Source organism: uncultured Neglectibacter sp. (genome assembly GCA_937958185.1).
GTDB lineage: Bacteria > Bacillota > Clostridia > Oscillospirales > Acutalibacteraceae > Acutalibacter.
In genome coordinates, this window is record CALFFN010000027.1 from 1 (window position 1) to 17,859 (window position 17,859).

Below are 17,859 nucleotides of genomic sequence, written 5' to 3' on the forward strand. Positions count from 1 at the left end.
TTCTCTGGGAAATCCGTTTTACTGAATGAAAGAAAGCGTCTCCCCCGCCTGCGGCGGGGGAGACAAAATTTTCGGAACAGGCTCTCCCGGCTTTCCGCCCCGAAAATTCTCTGGGAAATCCGTTTTACTGAATGAAAGAAAGCGTCTCCCCCGCCTGCGGCGGGGGAGACAAAATTTTCGGAATAGGCGCTCCCGGCTTTCCGTCCTGAAAACTTCCTGCGGCTCTTGTTTTTCCAACCGCAGTTTGCTAGAATGGAGCTATCGAAACCAAAGGGGTGGCAGTATGGAAAAAGTTAGACTTGGCATTATCGGGGCAGGCAACATGGGCAGCCAGCATTTGCAGAATATTCTGGCGGGAAAAACGCCGGAGATCGCGGTAGCCGCCGTGGCGGACCGCCGGGAGGACCGCCGGGCATGGGCAAAAAGCGTTTTGCCGCAGGAGGTCTCTGTTTTCTGCGAAGGCTCTGAACTGATCGAAAGCGGGCTGTGCGACGCCGTTCTCATCGCCGTGCCCCATTATCAGCACCCGGTACTGGCGCAGGAAGCCTTTGGGAAAAAGCTGCACGTCATGTGCGAAAAGCCCGCGGGCGTTTACACCAAGGCTGTGAAGGAAATGAACCGCGCCGCGGAAGACAGCGGCGTGGTGTTCGCCATGATGTTCAACCAACGCACCAACTGCGTGTACCGCAAAATGCACGAGATGGTGCAGGGAGGCGAGCTGGGCGAGCTGAAGCGGGTCAACTGGATCATCACCGACTGGTACCGCACCCAAATCTACTACGATTCCGGCGATTGGCGCGCCACCTGGGAAGGGGAGGGCGGCGGCGTCCTCCTGAACCAGTGCCCCCATCAGCTGGATCTGCTGCAATGGATCTGCGGGCTGCCGAAAACAGTACAGGCGTTCTGCCACGAGGGAAAATGGCACGACATCGAGGTGGAGGACGACGTCACCGCCTATCTGGAATTTGAAAACGGCGCCACCGGCGTATTCGTCACCACCACCGGCGACGCCCCCGGCACCAACCGCTTTGAGGTCACGGGCACTAAAGGAAAGCTGGTCTGCGAAAACAATGTGCTTTCTTTCTGGAAGCTGAAAACCGACGAGCGGGAGTTCTGCCGCACCTCCAGGGAGGGCTTCGCAAAGCCGGAATGGGAGGAGATCACCGTGGAAACCGACGGGGAGAACCCCCAGCACGTGGGAGTGCTGAACGCCTTTGCGGGGAACATTCTCCACGGTACACCCCTGGTGGCGGAGGGAAAAGAGGGGCTGCGGGGCTTGACCCTTTCCAACGCCATGCACCTGTCCAGCTGGCTGCACCACCCTGTGGAAATTCCCTTTGACGAGGAGCTGTTCCTCACAGAATTGAACCGCCGCCGGGCAGGCTCCCGCAAAAAGGACGGCGCTTCCATCACCTTTTCCACCGAAGGCACCTATTGAGGAGAGAAAACCATGAAAAAACTGTGTTTATCCGGCTTCTCCGATGAGATTTCCCCGGTATTTGACCGACAGCTTGCCGCCGTCAGGGAATTTGGGCTTTCCCATATCGAGCTGCGCGGCGCGGACGGGGTAAACGTATCTGACTTTACGCCGGAAAAGGTCAGAGAAGTTCGGGAAAAGCTCCGAAACGCCGGCATTTCTGTGTCCTCCATCGGCTCCCCTATCGGGAAAATATCCATTGAGGACGATTTCCCGGCGCATATGGAAAAATTGAAGCGCACGCTGGAAATCCAGAAAGAATTGAACGCCCCCTACCTGCGTATGTTCAGCTTCTACCTGCCAAAGGGCAGCGACCCGGAGCAGTACAAAAACCAGGTGCTGGATCAGGTGGGCGCCATGACGGAGGAAGCGGTCAAATGGGAATCCGTGCTGCTTCACGAAAATGAAAAGGGCATTTACGGCGACACCGCCCCCCGCTGCCTTACCCTGATGCGGCAGCTCTCGTCCCCCCATTTCCGGGCGGTGTTCGATTTTGCCAACTTTGTGGAGGTGGGGCAGGATACGCTGTCCGCCTATGAAAGCCTGCACCCCTACATCGAATATGTACATATCAAGGACGCTGTCGCAGGGGAAAACCGCATCGTCCCCGCCGGGCAGGGCGACGGGCATTTGGCGGAAATCCTCGGCGACCTGCTCCACAGCGGCTGGCGGGGCTTCCTATCCCTGGAACCCCATCTGACCGATTTCACAGGCTTTGCCGCCCTGGAACAGCAAGGAAGAAAGCTGGAAAACGGGCTGGACGGGAAGTCCGCCTGGGCGCTGGCGCTTCAAAGCCTGCGCGATATTTTGCGGGAGATCCCCGAGGGAAAGGAGCTTTCAGCATGAGACCCTTACGATGCGCCATTGTGGGCTGCGGCGGGATCGCTCAGGTACACGCCGCAGCGCTCCACCATCAGGACACCGCTGAGCTTGCGGCGTTTTGCGATATCCGCCCGGAACGGGCGCAGAAGCTGGCGGGAGAATACGGCGGCAATGCATATTCTTCCCTGGAGGAAATGCTGGACGCAGAGCATTTGGACGTGCTTCACATCTGCACCCCCCACGTGCTCCACACGCCCATGGCAAAAATGGCGGCGGACCGGGGCATTCAGGTCTTTACGGAGAAGCCGCCCGTGATCTCCCGGGAGCAATGGGAAGATTTTCAGAGCCTGCAAGGCTCCGTACAGGTGGGTATTTGTTTTCAGAACCGCTATAACCGCAGCGTCAGGTTGCTGCAGGAGTTGCTGTCCTCCGGCAGACCGGGAAAGCTTCTGGGCGCCCGGGCGTTCGTCACCTGGCACCGGGAAGCCCCCTATTACACCGAAAGCGGCTGGCGGGGAGCCCTTGCCACCGAGGGCGGCGGAGTGCTCATCAACCAGTCCATTCACACCATGGACCTGCTGGGGCAGTTCTGCGGGCGGGCAGCATCCGTGGACGCCACCATGACGAACCACCACTTGAAGGGCGTGATCGAGGTGGAGGACACCCTGGAAGCCCACATCGACTTTGGCGGCGTGCCCGCCGTGTTTTTCGCCACCACCGCCCACTGTGTGGATTCCCCGGTACTCTTGGAGCTTGTGTGTGAAAACTGCGCCCTCCGCATGGAGGAGCAGGAGGTCACGATCCGCTGGAAGGACGGCACAAAGGAGCGGCACGAGCTGGCAGCCCCCCTGTCCCCCGTTACCGGTAAGGCTTACTGGGGCAGCAGCCACGGGCTGTGCATTGCGGATTTCTACAACAGTCTGCTGGAACACAGGCGCTTCCGCAATGACATTCCCGGCGTGGCAGATACCGTGGAGCTGATGCTGGCGACCTACCGCTCTGCCAGGGAGCACCGGGAAGTCACCCTGTAAAAGGAGACCTGTGGCGCGGCTTTCTCCGGGAACGCGGGTAAAACAGAAAGCCGGCGCTTAAAAAAGATGAAAAAAAGCGGACGTGTAGCCACGTCCGCTTTTTGCTGCTGTTTTTTCAGATTTACAGTTCGACCAGCTCGTATTTCCGGCTGCCCACGCCGATCTCCTCCGCTACTTCTACCGTATAAGCGCCGTTGCGGGACTCGATGCGCTCCAGCAGGTGGGGCTTGCCGGGGTCGTCGCTGGCATAGACCAGGTCAAGGCACGCCTGATCCAGCGCCACCGGGTCAAGAGACGCCAGAATGCCGATATCGCCGATTGCGGGGTCCTCCGCCACGGCGCAGCAGTCGCAGTCCACCGACATGTTCTTCATCACGTTCACAAAGGCGATCTTCTTGCCGAAATATTCCACGATGGTCTTGGAAGCGTCCGCCATGGACGCCAGGAAAGAATCGTGGTCGGCGGTCCACATCTCCTCCGGCTTTCCCGCGCCATGGATATACGCCTTGCCGTGGGCGGAAGCCAGCCCGATGGAGATATTCTTCAACGCGCCGCCGAAGCCGCCCATGGGGTGCCCTTTGAAATGGGACAGCACCAGGAGGGAATCGTAATTCTTCATGTGGGAGCCTACAAAATTTTTGTCGATGCACTTGCCGCCGTGAACGGGAAGCTCAAAATCCCCGTCCTCGTCCAGAATGTCCACATCGGCGATCTCCGTCCAGCCGTGGAGCTTCATGGTTTCCCAATGAGCCGCTGTGGTGTTGCGCTTTCCCTCATAGGCGGTATTGCATTCCACGATAGTACCCTGCACCTTGCTCACCATGGGCTTCATGAAGTCCGGGCGCAGGAAGTTCTGGTTCCCCACCTCGCCGGAATGCACCTTCACCGCCACCTTGCCCGGCAGCTCCACACCCAGCGCGTCGTACAGCCTCACAATGGCTTCCGGCGTGATCTCTCTTGTAAAATAGACCTTTGACATTTTGAAAACTCCTCTCTCTTCTGAGAATCCAAACGGCTTCCTGCCGGGGAGTATCCGTTTCAAAAGTTTTGTGTATATTCTCCCCCGCCTGCGGCGGGGGAGAATATACACTCTACCCACTGGAACGGATACTGACCTCCTGCCGTTCCTCTTTTTGATTATTTTATATCTTAAAGCCCGCTTGAAGTCAAGGGGAAAAAGCCGATTTCACAAAATATTTTCCAGCCGCCCATCACGGCAAATAAGTTTCCAAAAAAACAGTGGAAAAGCGGTGGGAGACCGTCGTTTTCTCCCGCCGCTTTCCGAGTGACTATATAATCCGAGTGATTATATATATAAAGAAGATGCACTTATACACGATAAAGATTCATCATTCCGCAGACAGTGTGAAGGTTCAGCTCAGCTTCGCCGTCGCCGTAAGTCCCTTCGCCGGACTTTCCTCCCAGCTCTCCCGTCAGGGGAAATTCACAGTCAAAGCTGCCCTCATTCTGCATTTGGAAGGACACCGTAAAGCCCTCTTCCCGGTCGGGCAGACCAAGAGCGACCATGCCGGATATGGTATTGGCGTCGGCTTCCTCCGGCAGCCTGCTCAGCTCTGCCTTTGCTTCGCCGGAAACGGAGCTGAGGGAAAGCTCATCACAGCTGCCCTTGGCAGTCAGCGTGCCGCTTACCGTGCTGAAGGTCGCGTCCTCGGCGTGGAACTCTTCTACCGTCACGATACCGTTTACGCCGGATACGTTCAAGTCTTCCGATTTCACGTCCCGCAGTGTGACCGCCGCGTTTACGCCGGACACGTTCAGATCCTCCGCTTCCACGCCCTGCAGTGAGATCAGCCCGTCTACGTTGGACACCTCCAGATCCTCTCCGCCTATCCGGGAGAGCAGCATTTTTCCACTTACCAGAGACAGCTTCATGTCCTCCGCCTTCAAATCGTCCACCCGGAGCGTGCCGGAAACATTTTTGATCTCCACTTCCTCCAGCCCTGCTGCGGCGCTGCGGGGGATTTCAACCAGCAGGTGTTTGGCGTAACAGTGCGGTTGAAGCATTTTCTCCGGCTGTGTGACCCAGGTGATCCAAAGCTCGCCGTCCTCCCAGGTCAACCGGGTCTGCGCCTGATCCTCCGTGACCGGCTGGCGGCTGTATTCCGTCACCCTGATCTGCCCGCCGTCGGTCAGGCGGACCTCCACATTACCCCGCAGCCACTTGATGCGCAGCTCCGTAAGCTCCCCCTCCATGGGAGGGTATTCCTTGGGGTTTTCCCGGGCAGCCTGAAAATCCTCGTCCATCTGCTCCGCGGTCATTTCGGGAAATTCCCCATTTTCGGGAAATGTCCCGGTCAGGTCCCCAAAGCTCCTTTTCAGCTGCTTTTCCGTCTCCTTCAGCGCAAGCTTCGCCGTTTCCAAAGCGGCGGAGCGAATATCCCTTGCCAGCTTTCCAAGTCCCGACTTTTCCTGCGCCGGAGCATTCTGTTCCGGCGAGGTCTGAACCGGGGGCGCCTGCCGCACGGGCTGAGCTGTGGAAGTGCTTTCGCAGGAATCGTCCAGCGCCTTGAGCAGCCTGGCGGCGTCCTCCGAGGTGATGATCTCCTGCTCCACCATATCTAAAATTTTTCTCTGTTCGTCATTCATCGTTTGATTCTCCTTTCTCAAAGCGGCTTTTACAGCCTGCCGATCCGCATTGCGCCGGAGGTGGTGGAAAGGGTCAGCCTTGTGCTTCCCGATCCATAACGCGCGCTGCCGGAGCGCTTTTCCTGCTTGCCCGTTACAGGGAAATCGCAGGCAAATTTGCCGGACACGGTGGAATATTCGGCGGAAAAGCCCCCTCCGGAATCCGGCAGCAGAAGCTCCACAGAGCCGGACACGCTGCCGCATTTTATGGCACGGGGCATATCCTTCAGCGCCAGGTACTGCTTGCCGGAGGTGGTGTTCACCTTGAAATCCCGTCCCGCCGTGCCTTCAAACTGCACCGAGCCGGACACCGAGGACAGGGTCAGCTCGCTTCCCACATCGCCGTGAGCCTCCACCCTGCCGGAGGTAGAGGAGAGCCGGGCGGTATCGGCGCCAAAATCTCCCGTTATCCTGCCGGAAACGGTGGAAAGCTTCAGGCGGTCCGCCTGCAGCCGCTGCCCGTCAATGCAGCCGGAGGTGGCGGACAGCTGAATGCTCTGCGTCTGGAGCCCATAGGCGGAAATTTCGCCGGACACGGTGTGGGCGTTCAAATTCTGCCCGGAAAGCCCCCGCAGGCTGACGCCCGCGGACACTGTGCCGACCTCCAGCGCGTCCAGAATCATGGTCTTTGGCAGGGAGATCACCAGATGCTTTTCCAACGGGCGGAAGCCGGGCAGCCGGAAATGGCTTTTGTTCCACGCAATGTGCAGCCTGCCGTTTTCCCGGGTGACCACCATTTTCTCCCCCTCGGACAGCGGGCGCCTGGCGGTTTCGGTGACCTGTATCTCCTCGCCGTCGCCGCAGCAGACCTGCACCGAGCCGCTGATCCACTCCACGCTGACCTGGCGGACCTCCGTGCCGGGCTTGGAATAATTGCCGCCGGCGGTCTCCGTCGCGGCAGCCCTGTCCTCCGGGATTTCCGGCACAGGCGGCACAGCGGTCTCCGGCGGTTCAGCAGGCTCCGGCGGTACGGGGGGCACTGGGGGCGCCGGAGGAACGGGGATCTCCCCGTCAAAGCCCTTCATGCCGTCGGGGTACAGGGTCAGGGACGGCACAGCGGCTTGCCCTGCCGCGCTTTCCGCCTGCTGCTGAAATTCTTCTGTCTCCTGGCGAAATGCCTCCGCCTCCTGCCGGAAAGCTTCCGCCCGCTCCGCCGGGTTGTCAGGCGTTACAGTCAGCTCCGGGGGCTCCCCAAGGGCTTCCAGCAGCCGCCGGGCGTCCTCCGCGGAAATGATCCCGGTTTCCAGCATTTTCAATATCCTCTCTCTTCCCTCACTCATGGGAAACGCCCCCTCTCAAATATCTTTTCTGCTCCGTCTGCCATAAATACAGGCTGTGCCACAGCCTGGGCTTTGTCAAGCTTTGCCGGGTCGGTTTCTTTTTCATCTCATTTTCCCCCTTTCAGCTGATTCAGGGCTTCTATGGCGGTGTCCACGTCGATCTCTTTGCTGGCGAGCCGGGAAAGGATATCCGCCCGTTCCTCTTCCTCCCGCAGCGCCCGAAGCTCGGGGCGCTCGTCAAAGCCCAAGGCGTTCAGGGCGGCGTCCAGCATATTTTTCACGGTAGGATAGCTGACCCCCAGCGCCTTTTCCACTTCCTTGATAGACCCTCTGCACCGCAGGAATGTCTCTACGAACTGCAAATGCTTTTCCTCCAGCCGGCAGAACCGGCAGGGTGAGAAATTTCCCGTCAGCTCCGTGCCGCAGTTGCTGCATTTCAAACGGGTGACGGTCATGGTTCCCCCGCAGACCGGACATTGCGCAGGGGCATGAAACGAACTGTTTGTCATATGGCTTCCTTCCTTTCATGGTTTCTGGAAAAAATTCAGGAAAATCTTTCTTTCTGTCTGCATTATAGCCCACAGAATTAACTTTGTCAAGAAAAATATTAAAAAAATTAAGAAATTCAATTAAAATTTTTAATCCGAGCCTTGATTTTCTGAAAATCAGGGCTTTTTACAGCCAAATTTCCGCAAAATCGGGAAAATAGGCGCAAAAAAGCAGGGCAGAAATTTCTGCCCTGCCTGTTTTCTTCTTTCCTTCAGCCTGCCGCCTTGGCATATTCCAGCTTGCTTTCGATATAGCCCTGCACCTGGTCCCGGGGGATTTCCAGCGCCGCGGCAAGCTCGCCGAACAGCAGGTCCTCCGCCCGTTTCAAAAAGCGCTCGTCCACCGTGCCGAATTTCCGCTTCTGATCCTGAAAGGACTGCTTTTTGGCGTAGATGGATTTTGTCATCTCCACCAGCGAGCCGCAGTCGTGGTGCTTCAAAATGGCTTCATAGTGCTCTGTCAGCTCCCGGGACACCCTGCTGTGGTACACCTTCACTTCCACATTGGGAATGTCCTCGATAATGCGCTCCGCCTCGTCCCTGGAAATGATGGGGCGAATAAAGACCTTGTCGGAATCCACCGGGGCGGATATCGTGCAGTCCTCATACAGGGGACGCAAAATGTAATACAGCCTTTTTTCCCCCGTGGTGGGAAAATCCTGCTCCCGTATTTCGCTTACTCTGCATACGCCTGTACTGCCGTACAGCACCAGGTCGCCTAACTGATACATACTTCCTCCTGTTCTTTGCGGCGTATCCAATACCCGGATATCAAGTAAGGCAGCGCGCTCCCCGGCTTTGTCCGTTCGTATCTGGTACTTGTGTGTAAGGCAGAATGTCAAAAAGCAAACATTCCGCCGGGCTTCCCGCTTTCCTTTCCCCCATTGTCCCAAGCCTGTTGGGAAACGGCAGGTTTCCGGCTTTTCAAGCAGAACGCCCTGTTTTTTCCTCTGTTCCACATTCTTTCCAATATATATAGTATAGCACTTTTTTTCTCATGATGTAAGGAAAAAAACAAATTTTTTTGCTGAAACTTTTTAGGAAATTCTGTATCAACTTCCTAAAATTTTCTCTTTCACACCAAAAAGTGACTCATTTCCGCCGCATATGGCGGGGAACCACCGTCTTCTTCACATGGAGCAGACGGGCAAGGGTCTCACCTTTCGGCAGCACCGCCACATCGTCATAGGTCACAGCCTTAAATACCACCACACACACGGCATATACCACAATGGCAAGCACAATGGAGGGCAGCACCGCCAGCCGGGGAGACAGGAAGAAGCACATTCCCCAGTACGCGCCGTAGGAGACAGCCCCCATGACCAGCGCGGCAAATGCCAAAGGCACCGCCATTTTCACAATACTGTCCAGATTGGGCAGGTTCCGGCGAATGGCGATAAAATTCAAAACCATGATCAGGCAGTAGGACACCACCGTGCTGATGGCGCAGCCCATCACATTTATTTCCGGGACAGCGGTAAGGCAGAAGGTGATCGCCACCTTGACCAGACCGCCCACCGCCATATTGATCACAGGCAGGTTGGGCTTGCCCAGCGCCTGCAAAATAGCGTTTGTCACGTACAGGGTGCTGTTAAACACGATGGCGACGCTGAGCATGGCAAGCAGGGGCGCCGTCCCCTCCGCCGCCGCAGGGGACCCTGCCAGCAGCAGCCCGCAGATGGGCTCGGAAAACAGGCACATGCCCACCGAGGCGGGAATGGCGATCAGCAGCGTGACCCGCAGGGAGGTGGAGGAAATGTGGTCCACCGACTGCTGGTCGTGGGACGCCACCGCCCCGGAAAGCACCGGGAGCAGGCTGGTGGAAATGGGAATGACGAACGCGCCGGGCAGGTCGAAAAATTTCCGGGCGTGCCCCAGCAGCGCTTCCATGTGCTGGGCTTCCTCAAGGGCAAACCCGGCGGTGCGCTGGAGCTGGTTCATCATAATGCCGCCGTCCACCAGGTCCAGCAGGCTCAAAAAGCAGGAGCCGATGGTGATGGGCACGGCGAATTTCAACAGCGTGGAAAGCAGCTCTTTCCGGGAAGCGGAGGCGGGGTCTGCGTCCTTCCACAGCACCTTATCCTTCCGCTTTTGGCGAATTTTGTAAATGGTCAGATAAATGGTGCCCAGCCCGGCGCTGATGGACACGCCGACAATAGCGCCTACGGCAGCCCACTGGCTGGAATCGTACTGCTGCAAAATGTATACCGCCAGCCCCACGCCGATAATGACCTTCGTCACCGCCTCGATGGTCTGGGAAACGGCGGTGGGAACCATGTCGGAGCGCCCCTGGGAATATCCTCTGAGGACGGACATGACAGAAATGAAAAACAGCGTGGGAGACAGCGCCATAATGGCATAGGAGGCGTCGGGATTTCCGTAGAACCCGGCGATCCATTCCGAGCCGAAGAACATCAGCAGGCAGCCGACCAGGCCGATGCCGAAAAACAGCCAGAACGCCACGGAAAATACCCGGTCGGCTTCCTTTTTCCTGCCCTGGGAGTACGCCGTGCCCACCATGCGGGAAACGGCGATGGGCAGCCCGGCGGTGGACAGCATCAGAAAAACGCCGAACACCTCGTACGCCGCGTAAAAGCAGGACATTCCCTCCGTGTCGATAAGGTTCGCCAGCGGAATGGAAAACAGCAGTCCCAATATTTTGACGATCAGAGTAGAGGCGGTCAGGATCGCCGCCCCTTTCATAAAGCTCTGTTTCTTCTCCTGCGCCATACATTCTCCCGATGCCTGAAAATTTCATTTGCAGATCGTGCAAATAGCAGATACTAATGTAAGTATACCCCAAAGAGAGACAAAGGTCAACGCCGCCGGTCCCTTTTTCTGAAAACCAGCGGCAATCGGTGGAAAAGGCAAGTAAAAAATGCAAGCCCCGAGACGGCAAAAAACCGCCTCAGGGCTTAGCTCATTTCTTATTTTAATTCAAATCAGATCCATTTGGAAATATCCGTGATAAAAGCATACGGCTCCGCAAGCATTTTCAAAAGTGCCGCAGCCAGCAGCGCCCGGGTATCCACCAGATAGGCGTTGGCAGCCAGCAGCTTTCCCTTATGGAAATCAGGCCCCTCCAAAATTTCCTCGATCCTCTGAAATTCGGAGCCCCAGCCGAAATCGTCGCTGCCCTCATACCGTTTCCTCTGCCCGTTCACCAGATATTCCACATCGCCGCATGCCCGGATATAGGGCGGCTTTACGATGGTCTCTATCCCGTGCAGGAAGGTGCAGGCATGGAGCACGTCGCCAATGAACAGCAGCTTCCCCCCATAAAGCGGCAGCTGCATGAAGGGGGAGTGAGGTCCCACCGCCGCAGAATCCATGGCGTGACCTACCGTGAGGGTATGCGCCAGCTTTCCCTTTGCGCATACGGAGTGGGTGGGGTGGACGCTGCGCTCCACGCCGGGCATGTGAAAAAATACCCGGGGCAGCAGCCCAATGCACGGCTCGGTGGTCCCGCTGTCAAAGACCGGGTTCTCCGCAGTCACGTTCTCATAGGTCAGCGCCGGGAACAGAAGCGTCCCCTCCCCGCCCAGGACGTGTTCCAGCGCCCCGATGACCTCCTCCGGGGCAAGCTCCGTTTGCAGGGCTTTCATGGACGAATGCACCAGGACCACATCTCCCGAACACACGCCCAGCTCCAGCAGATCCTGTTCCAGCTTTTGTCTTTCCGTCATAGCAAATTCCTACCTTCTCATATTTTTCTGCTGCAGCGACTACAGTATAAAAAATTGAAAAAGCAAAATCCATTGACAATCTGGCGAAATAGAAGAAGGCGGCTTGTGCAGGTTCCACAAAGCGTCGCCGCCCTCTGCCAATATTCCGGGAAGCCAACCCCTTCCCCAATCGTCCCCAAAAAAGAAAAAACCGGCTCTGCCGATTGACAGGACCGGAAATTCGTGATATTCTGGCAACGTAATAAAGCCGCTTGCGGCAAAGACAGGAGAATCAAAGCTTGGGCGTTTGCACCTTTTGCTGTCGTTTAAGGAAATAATCCGGCACAACATTTTCCGAAGTGATTCGGTTTTTTTGTTGTGCCTTTTTGTTTCCCAAAAACGAACAGAAAGGTGTTTTCTTTATGCCCGAAAATCGAATCCACGGGGCTTTTGCGCCCCTTACAGTTTCCCAAAATTTTCTCACTTCGTCCCACACGATCCGCCGTCTCCTGCAAAAGACCGACATTTCCCCAGGCGATGTGGTGTATGAGATCGGTCCGGGAAAGGGACACATCACCAGGGCGCTTTTGAAAACCGGGGCAGCGGTGCGCGCCATAGAGCTTGACCCCCGGCTCTGCGCCCGCCTGCGTGAGACCTGCCCGGAAACAGCCCGCTTTTCATTAAAACAGGGGGACTTTCTGAAAACCCCGCTCCCCTCCAAGGGGAGCTACAAGGTGTTTTCCAATATCCCCTTTTCCCGCACCACGGAGATCGTCCGCAAATTGACCGAGACGCCCAACCCTCCTGCCGCCGCGTGGCTCATTGTGGAATACGGCGCGGCAAAGCGGTTTTCCACCCAGCCTGCCGCCGGGGACGGTACAATCAGCATGATTGCCCGGAGCTTGCAGCCTTTTTTTGAAATACGGATCGCGGACAAAATTGACCGAACGGAATTCCACCCCGCTCCTAGGGTACATGCCGCGCTGCTGTCTATCCGCCGAAAGGAAAGCCCCGATCTGCCCCTTTCCCAGCGTGCGTCATATCGGAAATTTTTAGAGATCGCCCGCGCCCGCGGGCTGCGGAATGTTTTGACAAAACGGCAGATCTCCACCGCCCTGAAGCTGGCAGGGCTGCCGCCCGTTTCCGCCGACAGCAACCTGCTGTATGTACAGTGGCTCTGCCTGTTCCGATGCTGGCAGAAATTCGGCGGCTGACCGTATCCTCTCCTATAACCGCTTCTCTATTTCCGGGAAATAGGAACGGAACGCCGAGGGCAGGGTAATTTCCCGTTCCAGCTCCTCCCTGTCCGCCCAGATAAACCGGGAAAGCCCCTCCGGGAGAATTTCGGGGACATTTGCCGCCCAGGCCGTCATGCGCCATTCCACGTGGGTAAAGATATGCTTTGCGGCAGGCAGCTTTTCCAGCTTTTCTGCCGGGACATTCCAGCTTTTCAGCAGCTCTGCCGCTTCCTGTTCCGTCAGCCAGCCTTCCGTGCCCGGCAGCTCCCACAAGCCCGCCAGCAGCCCCTGCGACCGGCGGCGGGAAAGGGCGAGTTTGCCGTTTTGGGTCAGCAAAAACAGGGTGCGCTCCTCCACCCTCCGCGCTTTTTTCACCGCTTTCTTCGGCAGCGCTCCCTCCAAGCCCAGCGCGTGCGCCCGGCAAATGTCCCCCAGCGGGCATTCCCCGCATTTGGGCGTGCCGTTTGGCAGGCAGACCATGGCGCCCAGCTCCATCAGGGACTGGTTAAAATCCCCGGCGCGGTCCTGGGGGATCACGACGGCGACCTCCCCTTCCATGCGCTTTTTCACCCTGGGGTCCAGAATATCGTCCTCCCGCGCCAGCAGCCGGGAAATTACCCGCAGCACGTTTCCGTCCACCGCGGGAACGGGAATGCCGAAAGCGATGGACGCGATCGCCCCGGCGGTGTAGTCCCCTACGCCGGAGAGGGAGCGCAGCGCCTGAAAATCGGCGGGCACCTCCCCGCCGAACCGCTCCATCACCTGCCGCGCGCCCTTTTGGAGGTTCCGCACCCGGTTGTAATAGCCCAGCCCCTCCCAGAGCTTTAGGAGCTGCTCCTCCGGCGCTTCCGCCAGCGCCTGCACGGTGGGAAGCTGAGACAAGAACCGCTCGTAATAGGGCTTTACCGCTTCCACCCTGGTCTGCTGCAGCATGATCTCCGACACCCACACCCGGTAGGGGGTGGGCTCCTCCCGCCAGGGAAGCACCCGGGCGCAGCCGTCATACCACCGAAGCAGCCGCCCCGGCATTTCTTCCAGCAGCTGTTTTTCCTTTTCGCTTGCCATAGCCCGTTCTCCTCTGCCCGCTTTTGATTCTTCTTTGTCCTGTGACAAAAAACTGCTGCTATTATATCATAAAACCTTTTTGGAGAAGCCCGGTGCTTTTTCCGCAGGAAAAAGAGAAGCGCTTCGCGCTTCAGGGGTTCTCTGTGATGATCGCTTGCGATCATTATACCATAAGCGCCAAAAAGCGCGTTGGTATAATGTGTTCATCGCCCGTTGCGCTGAAAGCGCAAACTGGGCGGGACAAATTAAAATCCACAATATCCGCGTCCTTTGCGGATATTGTACTACAATTTCGAGAAATCGGCAAGGAAAGGGCAGATTTTGTCTTTACAGCTTTCCGCCGGGCAGTTTAGCAGCCCAGCCATTTTTTCAGCTCCTCATAAAGCTCTACCGCCTTGAATTTGATGTGGTAGCGCTGGGGGTGTTCCACCACTTCCCGCTGGGATTCCGGCAGGGCGGTCAAAAGCTCCTCTGTGGATTCTTCAGCGGCAGGCAGGCAGAGGGAGGGGAACACCACGCACCACCAGTTTTTCCCCGCGCCCGCACCGATGGTCACCAGCAGTGTGCGGTACTTCCCGGCGGGCAGGGCAAAGGTCTCATAATTTCTGGTGGAGAAATACTGCTCCGTCACCTGCACCAGCGCCCGGTCCATCGAGCCGTTTTCCAGCAGCGCCCTGTCCGCCGCCGCCTGCAATGCTTCCAGATGGACGCACAGGGTGCTGCTTGCCTCCTCCATGGTACTGTCGCCGCCGTACCACTTTGCCGCTTCCGTCAGCACGGCGTCCCGCACCTTCAGCTTTACCCTTTGATCCTCCGCGGAATCGGAATTGGCGATCACATGGAGCCGTAGGACATTCTGTGGCAGCTCCGCGCAGGAAGCCGCAAAGGGGAACATGCTGAATACCGCCGCCAGCAAAAAGCCGCACACCGCCGCCCTGCACAGCGTCTGTCTTGTTTCTCCCGTCATTCGTTTCATGCCTATGTACCTCCGTTTGTAGTTTCAGGGGGAGTATGGGGCAGAAAAAGGGGAAATATTCAGGTTGACAGATAGGATATAATAGAAAATATATAAAATTTCGGTTTCCCTGAAAGGAGCTTTTATGGCGGATATTTTTCTGGACGCGGTGCTCGATACGTTGAAAGCCCTGCCCTTCCTGTTCGGCGCTTATCTGCTCATCGAATTTTTGGAGCAGCGGGCAAATGAAAAATTTCTGGGCGTGCTGAAAGGGCCGCTGGGTCCTTTGGGCGGCGCGGTGCTGGGCTGTGTGCCCCAATGCGGCTTTTCCGTGGCGGCGGCGAACTTTTACGCCGGGCGGCTGATCTCCCCCGGCACCCTGCTGGCGGTATTTCTCGCTACCAGCGACGAAGCCATTCCCCTGCTGCTGTCCCAGCCCCGGGCGATTCCCGACCTGTTCCGGCTGCTGGGGGTAAAGCTTCTTGCCGCCGTCCTGTTCGGGCTGCTTGTCGACCTGGTGTGTAAGCGCGTCCTGAAGCTTGCCCCGGAGCGCCCTTTCCAGGACCTGTGCGGGGACTGCCACTGTGAAGAGGAGGGCATTTTCCGGGCGGCGCTGCACCACACCGGGGAAGTCGTGCTGTTCCTGTTTTTAGTCAGTTTAGCGCTGGGCTATGCCATCTACTTTGTGGGGGAAGAAAACATTTCTCGATTCCTGCTTTCCGGCAGCATTTTCCAGCCCTTTCTGGCGGCGCTGATCGGTTTTATCCCTAACTGCGCCGCGTCCGTGATCCTCACTGAGCTGTTCCTTTCCGGCTCGCTGTCCTTCGGCTCCGCCGTCGCCGGGCTGTGCACCGGCGCGGGGCTGGGGCTTATCGTGCTGTTCAAAGCCAACCGTCACCTCAGGGAAAACCTCATTCTGGCAGGCGTCCTCTACGCCGCCGCTGTTTTCACCGGGCTTGTGTGCAATCTGATTTTCTGAAAGCTCATTTCCCGTTGAAAAAAAGTTGAAACATTTCTCCTATTCTGAAAGCTGAGAAAGGAGTGCTGCCTGTGGCATACAAATTGCTGGTAGTAGACGATGAGCGGGACATTGCGGCTATGCTGCGGGACCTGTTCACCATGAAGGGGTACGACGTGATGACGGCGCTGAACGCCCGGGAAGCTTTAGCGCTGTGCGGGCAGTCTCCCGACCTGATCCTGCTGGACGTAAATATGCCGGATATGGACGGCTTCTCCCTGTGCCGGCAGATCCGGGATTTCGTCCCCTGCCCCATTTTGTTCCTCACCGCAAGGATCGAGGACGCGGACAAGGTCATGGGCTTTGCCGCCGGGGGCGACGATTATATTTTGAAGCCCTTTTCCAGCGAGGAGCTGCTGGCAAGGGTGACCGCCCACCTGCGCCGGGAAGAACGGCACAGGGAAGAAAGCAATGTGAAATTCGCCGATGGGCTGGTCATCGACTACAGCCAGCGGCAGGTGTTCCAAAACGGGGAACCGCTGCGGCTGGCGAAAAAGGAATTTGACATCATCGAGCTTTTGTCCATGCACCCCACTCAGGTTTTTGACCGGGAGCATATCTATGAATCTGTTTGGGGCTGGGACAGCGAGGGCGACAGCGCCGTGGTGGCGGAGCACATTCGGCGCATTCGGGCAAAGCTTTCCGCCGCCGGGTGCGGCAGCCGCATTGAAACGGTGTGGGGGGTAGGATATAGGTGGAACTAGTTGTTAGATGTTAGTTGTTAGTTAATTAGATTCTGGACGCTGGACTCTGGATACTGGACAAGGGCAGGGGCAAGGAGTAATGAAAAAAGTTGAAAAGCAAAAGCAGAAAAAGGCGCGCTGGTGGAAGCGCATCTCCCTCCGGGGGGCGCTGGTTCTCACCACCCTTATTTGTCTCCTGGGCGGTCTCTGCGCCTGTCTGGTGGAAGTTTCTCTGTTGTCCGGGCTGAATACCGCCATTTACCAGAAATACGTGAGCGCCTATCTGCCAGACGAAGGCGAAGCCTATATTTATCGGGAAAACGGGCTTTATGTCCGGCTGGAAAAGGAACTCCCCCAATTTTATGAGGACCCGGAGACCGGGAAGCGGTTCTCCATGGAATTTACCTCCCCCAGCCAGTTTATCCCCCAGGGCTTTTCCCGGTTTTTCTGGGAGCACAACGGGCTGATCCAGCTGATCGCCATATTTCTCACCGCCGGGGTCTTCTTTTTCCTGGACGCCGCCTGGTTCTACCGCTGGAAGCTGAAGCAGCCGCTGGCGGTCCTGAATGAAGCGGCGGAAAAAATCGGCAAAAACGATCTGGATTTTCACATCGTCTCCCAAAGCTCCGACGAGCTGGGCAGGCTCTGCAGTTCCTTTGAATCCATGCGGTGCTCCCTGGAGGAGAACAACAGAGCCATGTGGCGGGCGATGGAGGAGCGCCGGCGATTAAACGCCGCCTTTGCCCACGACCTGCGCACGCCGCTGACCGTTTTGCAGGGCTACAGCGACTATCTGCTGGAGGGTCTGCCCACCGAAAAGGTTTCCCCGGAAAAGGCGGAGGAAACGGTCTCCACCATGAAGCGGAGCCTGACCCGCCTGGAGCAGTATGTGGAGGGTATGAACTCCGTGCAGAAGCTGGAGGATATTGAGCTGGAACGGCAGGAAACCCGCTTTGACGAGCTTTGTACCCAGCTTGCGGACACCGCGAAGATCCTCCGGGGGCAGGAGGAGCTTATCTTTGAAAAAACCGGGCAGGGCAGGGTGTACGCCGATAAGGAAATCCTGTTCCGCGTGTTTGAAAACCTGATGTCCAATGCCGGGCGGTACGCGAAAGAGCTTGTGGGCGTCCATATCGCGCTTGACGCTTCCACGCTGTCCCTCACCGTGTGGGACGACGGCAGCGGCTTTCCGCCGGAAGCGCTGAAAAAGGCGGCGGAGCCCTACTACCGGGGCGAATCCTCCAAAAATGCGCCGCTTTCCGGGTCTGCCGCGGCAGACCCGCATTTCGGGTTGGGGCTGTACATTTGCCGGGTGCTGTGTGAAAAGCACGGCGGCGCGCTGACCCTGCGCAACCGCCCGGAGGGCGGCGGGTCTGTGACCGCGTCTTTTGCCGTGACCGAAAAAACCTGAACGCAGTTGAAAAATTTTTG

The 17,859-nt window shown here is 57.5% G+C and carries 17 protein-coding genes; 7 read left to right on the top strand and 10 right to left on the bottom strand.

Translation table 11 applies throughout. From position 1 onward, the window contains the following. Positions 1–283: 283 nt before the first annotated feature. The 3 genes from AB8996_RS08565 to AB8996_RS08575 are packed head-to-tail and all read left to right on the top strand — an operon-like array spanning position 284 to position 3,330. A complete protein-coding gene (locus AB8996_RS08565) occupies positions 284–1,438 on the top strand; it encodes a Gfo/Idh/MocA family protein (protein WP_369298560.1) in 1,155 nt (384 codons plus the stop codon). 12 nt (positions 1,439–1,450) lie between these two features. Continuing rightward, positions 1,451–2,323 carry a sugar phosphate isomerase/epimerase family protein gene (locus tag AB8996_RS08570; protein WP_369298561.1) on the top strand — a complete coding sequence of 291 codons (873 nt, stop codon included), beginning with the start codon at positions 1,451–1,453 and terminating at the stop codon, positions 2,321–2,323. Beyond that, entirely contained in the window at positions 2,320–3,330 is a 1,011-nt protein-coding gene (locus AB8996_RS08575; RefSeq protein WP_369298562.1) for a Gfo/Idh/MocA family protein, read from the top strand. The genes AB8996_RS08570 and AB8996_RS08575 overlap by 4 nt, the downstream gene beginning before the upstream one ends. 121 nt (positions 3,331–3,451) lie before the next feature. Here AB8996_RS08575 and AB8996_RS08580 read toward each other — a convergent pair whose 3' ends face one another. From AB8996_RS08580 to AB8996_RS08615, 8 genes are all read right to left on the bottom strand, one after another. Continuing rightward, positions 3,452–4,309 (bottom strand): DUF362 domain-containing protein, encoded by an 858-nt coding sequence (locus AB8996_RS08580; RefSeq protein ID WP_369298563.1) that lies wholly within the window; start codon positions 4,307–4,309, stop codon positions 3,452–3,454. A gap of 350 nt (positions 4,310–4,659) precedes the next feature. Then, a complete protein-coding gene (locus tag AB8996_RS08585) occupies positions 4,660–5,937 on the bottom strand; it encodes a DUF4097 domain-containing protein (protein WP_369298564.1) in 1,278 nt (425 codons plus the stop codon). 29 nt (positions 5,938–5,966) lie between these two features. Next, complete coding sequence (locus tag AB8996_RS08590) at positions 5,967–7,256, bottom strand: DUF4097 domain-containing protein (protein ID WP_369298565.1); 1,290 nt, start codon at positions 7,254–7,256, stop codon at positions 5,967–5,969. Positions 7,257–7,363: 107 nt separating this feature from the next. Beyond that, positions 7,364–7,765 (bottom strand): DUF2089 domain-containing protein, encoded by a 402-nt coding sequence (locus AB8996_RS08595; RefSeq protein ID WP_369298566.1) that lies wholly within the window; start codon positions 7,763–7,765, stop codon positions 7,364–7,366. Positions 7,766–8,016: 251 nt separating this feature from the next. Then, a complete protein-coding gene (locus AB8996_RS08600) occupies positions 8,017–8,535 on the bottom strand; it encodes a CarD family transcriptional regulator (RefSeq protein ID WP_369298567.1) in 519 nt (172 codons plus the stop codon). A gap of 361 nt (positions 8,536–8,896) precedes the next feature. Beyond that, positions 8,897–10,534, bottom strand: coding sequence for an oligosaccharide flippase family protein (locus AB8996_RS08605; RefSeq protein ID WP_369298568.1), 1,638 nt, complete (start codon positions 10,532–10,534; stop codon positions 8,897–8,899). A 212-nt stretch (positions 10,535–10,746) separates the two neighbouring features. Next, complete coding sequence (locus tag AB8996_RS08610; RefSeq protein WP_369298569.1) at positions 10,747–11,490, bottom strand: AAC(3) family N-acetyltransferase; 744 nt, start codon at positions 11,488–11,490, stop codon at positions 10,747–10,749. Positions 11,491–11,529: 39 nt separating this feature from the next. Beyond that, positions 11,530–11,820 (bottom strand): hypothetical protein, encoded by a 291-nt coding sequence (locus tag AB8996_RS08615; protein WP_369298570.1) that lies wholly within the window; start codon positions 11,818–11,820, stop codon positions 11,530–11,532. A 71-nt stretch (positions 11,821–11,891) separates the two neighbouring features. On the opposite strand from AB8996_RS08615, the gene AB8996_RS08620 reads away from it, so the two are divergent. Further along, positions 11,892–12,683, top strand: coding sequence for an rRNA adenine N(6)-methyltransferase family protein (locus AB8996_RS08620; RefSeq protein ID WP_369298571.1), 792 nt, complete (start codon positions 11,892–11,894; stop codon positions 12,681–12,683). A gap of 12 nt (positions 12,684–12,695) precedes the next feature. Here the strand turns inward: AB8996_RS08620 and mutY are convergent, their stop codons facing one another. Beyond that, positions 12,696–13,772: an A/G-specific adenine glycosylase gene (mutY, locus tag AB8996_RS08625; protein WP_369298572.1), complete on the bottom strand. Its 1,077-nt coding sequence runs from the start codon at positions 13,770–13,772 to the stop codon at positions 12,696–12,698. Between the two features lie 349 nt (positions 13,773–14,121). Further along, positions 14,122–14,748, bottom strand: a complete 627-nt coding sequence (locus AB8996_RS08630) for a stage II sporulation protein R (RefSeq protein ID WP_369298573.1) — start codon at positions 14,746–14,748, stop codon at positions 14,122–14,124. A gap of 124 nt (positions 14,749–14,872) precedes the next feature. On the opposite strand from AB8996_RS08630, the gene AB8996_RS08635 reads away from it, so the two are divergent. The 3 genes from AB8996_RS08635 to AB8996_RS08645 all read left to right on the top strand — a co-directional run bounded on the left by AB8996_RS08635 (position 14,873) and on the right by AB8996_RS08645 (position 17,839). After that, entirely contained in the window at positions 14,873–15,706 is an 834-nt protein-coding gene (locus AB8996_RS08635; protein WP_369298574.1) for a putative manganese transporter, read from the top strand. A gap of 71 nt (positions 15,707–15,777) precedes the next feature. Continuing rightward, positions 15,778–16,449 (top strand): response regulator transcription factor, encoded by a 672-nt coding sequence (locus AB8996_RS08640; RefSeq protein ID WP_369298575.1) that lies wholly within the window; start codon positions 15,778–15,780, stop codon positions 16,447–16,449. Positions 16,450–16,528: 79 nt separating this feature from the next. Continuing rightward, entirely contained in the window at positions 16,529–17,839 is a 1,311-nt protein-coding gene (locus AB8996_RS08645) for an ATP-binding protein (protein WP_369298576.1), read from the top strand. Positions 17,840–17,859 lie beyond the last annotated feature (20 nt).

What these genes read in the sequence shown, in the direction of transcription:
- AB8996_RS08595 (WP_369298566.1), bottom strand. Translation starts at nt 7,765, where the DNA reads ATGACAAACAGTTCGTTTCATGCCCCTGCGCAATGTCCGGTCTGCGGG.
- mutY (WP_369298572.1), bottom strand. Translation starts at nt 13,772, where the DNA reads ATGGCAAGCGAAAAGGAAAAACAGCTGCTGGAAGAAATGCCGGGGCGG.
- AB8996_RS08610 (WP_369298569.1), bottom strand. Translation starts at nt 11,490, where the DNA reads ATGACGGAAAGACAAAAGCTGGAACAGGATCTGCTGGAGCTGGGCGTG.
- AB8996_RS08570 (WP_369298561.1), top strand. Translation starts at nt 1,451, where the DNA reads ATGAAAAAACTGTGTTTATCCGGCTTCTCCGATGAGATTTCCCCGGTA.
- AB8996_RS08565 (WP_369298560.1), top strand. Translation starts at nt 284, where the DNA reads ATGGAAAAAGTTAGACTTGGCATTATCGGGGCAGGCAACATGGGCAGC.
- AB8996_RS08580 (WP_369298563.1), bottom strand. Translation starts at nt 4,309, where the DNA reads ATGTCAAAGGTCTATTTTACAAGAGAGATCACGCCGGAAGCCATTGTG.
- AB8996_RS08645 (WP_369298576.1), top strand. Translation starts at nt 16,529, where the DNA reads ATGAAAAAAGTTGAAAAGCAAAAGCAGAAAAAGGCGCGCTGGTGGAAG.
- AB8996_RS08615 (WP_369298570.1), bottom strand. Translation starts at nt 11,820, where the DNA reads ATGTTGTGCCGGATTATTTCCTTAAACGACAGCAAAAGGTGCAAACGC.
- AB8996_RS08605 (WP_369298568.1), bottom strand. Translation starts at nt 10,534, where the DNA reads ATGGCGCAGGAGAAGAAACAGAGCTTTATGAAAGGGGCGGCGATCCTG.
- AB8996_RS08585 (WP_369298564.1), bottom strand. Translation starts at nt 5,937, where the DNA reads ATGAATGACGAACAGAGAAAAATTTTAGATATGGTGGAGCAGGAGATC.
- AB8996_RS08630 (WP_369298573.1), bottom strand. Translation starts at nt 14,748, where the DNA reads ATGAAACGAATGACGGGAGAAACAAGACAGACGCTGTGCAGGGCGGCG.
- AB8996_RS08590 (WP_369298565.1), bottom strand. Translation starts at nt 7,256, where the DNA reads ATGAGTGAGGGAAGAGAGAGGATATTGAAAATGCTGGAAACCGGGATC.
- AB8996_RS08635 (WP_369298574.1), top strand. Translation starts at nt 14,873, where the DNA reads ATGGCGGATATTTTTCTGGACGCGGTGCTCGATACGTTGAAAGCCCTG.
- AB8996_RS08600 (WP_369298567.1), bottom strand. Translation starts at nt 8,535, where the DNA reads ATGTATCAGTTAGGCGACCTGGTGCTGTACGGCAGTACAGGCGTATGC.
- AB8996_RS08575 (WP_369298562.1), top strand. Translation starts at nt 2,320, where the DNA reads ATGAGACCCTTACGATGCGCCATTGTGGGCTGCGGCGGGATCGCTCAG.
- AB8996_RS08620 (WP_369298571.1), top strand. Translation starts at nt 11,892, where the DNA reads ATGCCCGAAAATCGAATCCACGGGGCTTTTGCGCCCCTTACAGTTTCC.